Annotated in this window: 1 protein-coding gene; it reads left to right on the top strand. The window is 72.5% G+C overall.

The window, feature by feature from the left end; genetic code table 11:
- Positions 1-993 (top strand): thiamine pyrophosphate-binding protein (locus HGG74_RS19050; RefSeq protein WP_512698808.1); only part of this gene is annotated, 993 nt, incomplete at both ends.

The raw sequence follows: 993 nt of genomic DNA, 5'->3' as shown, positions 1-993 counted from the left end.
CGCGGCCTACGGCTGGCACACCCAGCGGGTGGACTGGACCAGGACCGGCGAGTACGCCGAGGACGTCCAGGAACTGTATGCCGCCCTGGCCGCGGCGAAGGCCGAGACCGGGCGGCCCTCGATCATTTCGCTGCGGACCGTTATCGGCTGGCCGGCCCCGGGCAAGCAGAACACCGGCAAGATCCACGGCTCGGCCCTGGGCAAGGACGAGGTCGCCGCGCTGAAGGAACGCCTGGGCTTTGACCCGCACCAGAGCTTCCAGGTCGAGGACGAGGTCCTGGCGCACGCCCGGCAGGTGGCCGGCCGCGGGGCCGCCGCCCGCGCCGGGTGGGAGCAGGACTACCAGGCCTGGCGGGAGGCCAATCCGGAGCAGGCCGCGCTGCTGGACCGGGTGCAGGCCTTCGAGCTGCCGGCCGGGTGGGAGGCGGCCCTGCCGGTGTTCGAGCCCGGGAAGGACCTCTCCACCCGGGCCGCCTCGGGCAGGGTCCTGAACGCGGTCGGGCCGGTGCTGCCCGAGCTCTGGGGCGGCTCGGCGGATTTGGCCGAGTCCAACAACACCACCCTGGAGGGCGAGCCCTCCTTCATCCCGGCCTCGCGGCAGACCAAGGCCTGGTCCGGGAACCCGTACGGGCGGGTGCTGCACTTTGGCATCCGCGAACACGCCGCCGCGGCCATCGTCAACGGCATCGTGCTCTCCTCGCACACCCGGGCCTTCTCCGGCACCTTCCTGATCTTCTCCGACTACCAGCGCCCGGCCATCCGGCTCTCGGCCCTGATGGGCGTGCCGAGCATCTATGTCTGGACCCACGACTCGGTCGGGCTGGGCGAGGACGGGCCCACCCACCAGCCGGTCGAGCAGCTGGCGTCCCTGCGGGCCATCCCGGGCCTGGACGTGGTCCGGCCCGCGGACGCGAACGAAACGGCCCAGGCCTGGAAGGCCATCCTGGAACACCACGACCGGCCGGCCGGGATCGTGCTGACCCGGCAGAACGT

The organism is Arthrobacter mobilis (genome assembly GCF_012395835.1).
In the GTDB taxonomy this organism is placed as follows: Bacteria; Actinomycetota; Actinomycetes; order Actinomycetales; family Micrococcaceae; genus Crystallibacter; species Crystallibacter mobilis.
Note: the sequence above shows the minus strand (reverse complement) of the source record. Positions and strands in the feature narration are given on the sequence as shown.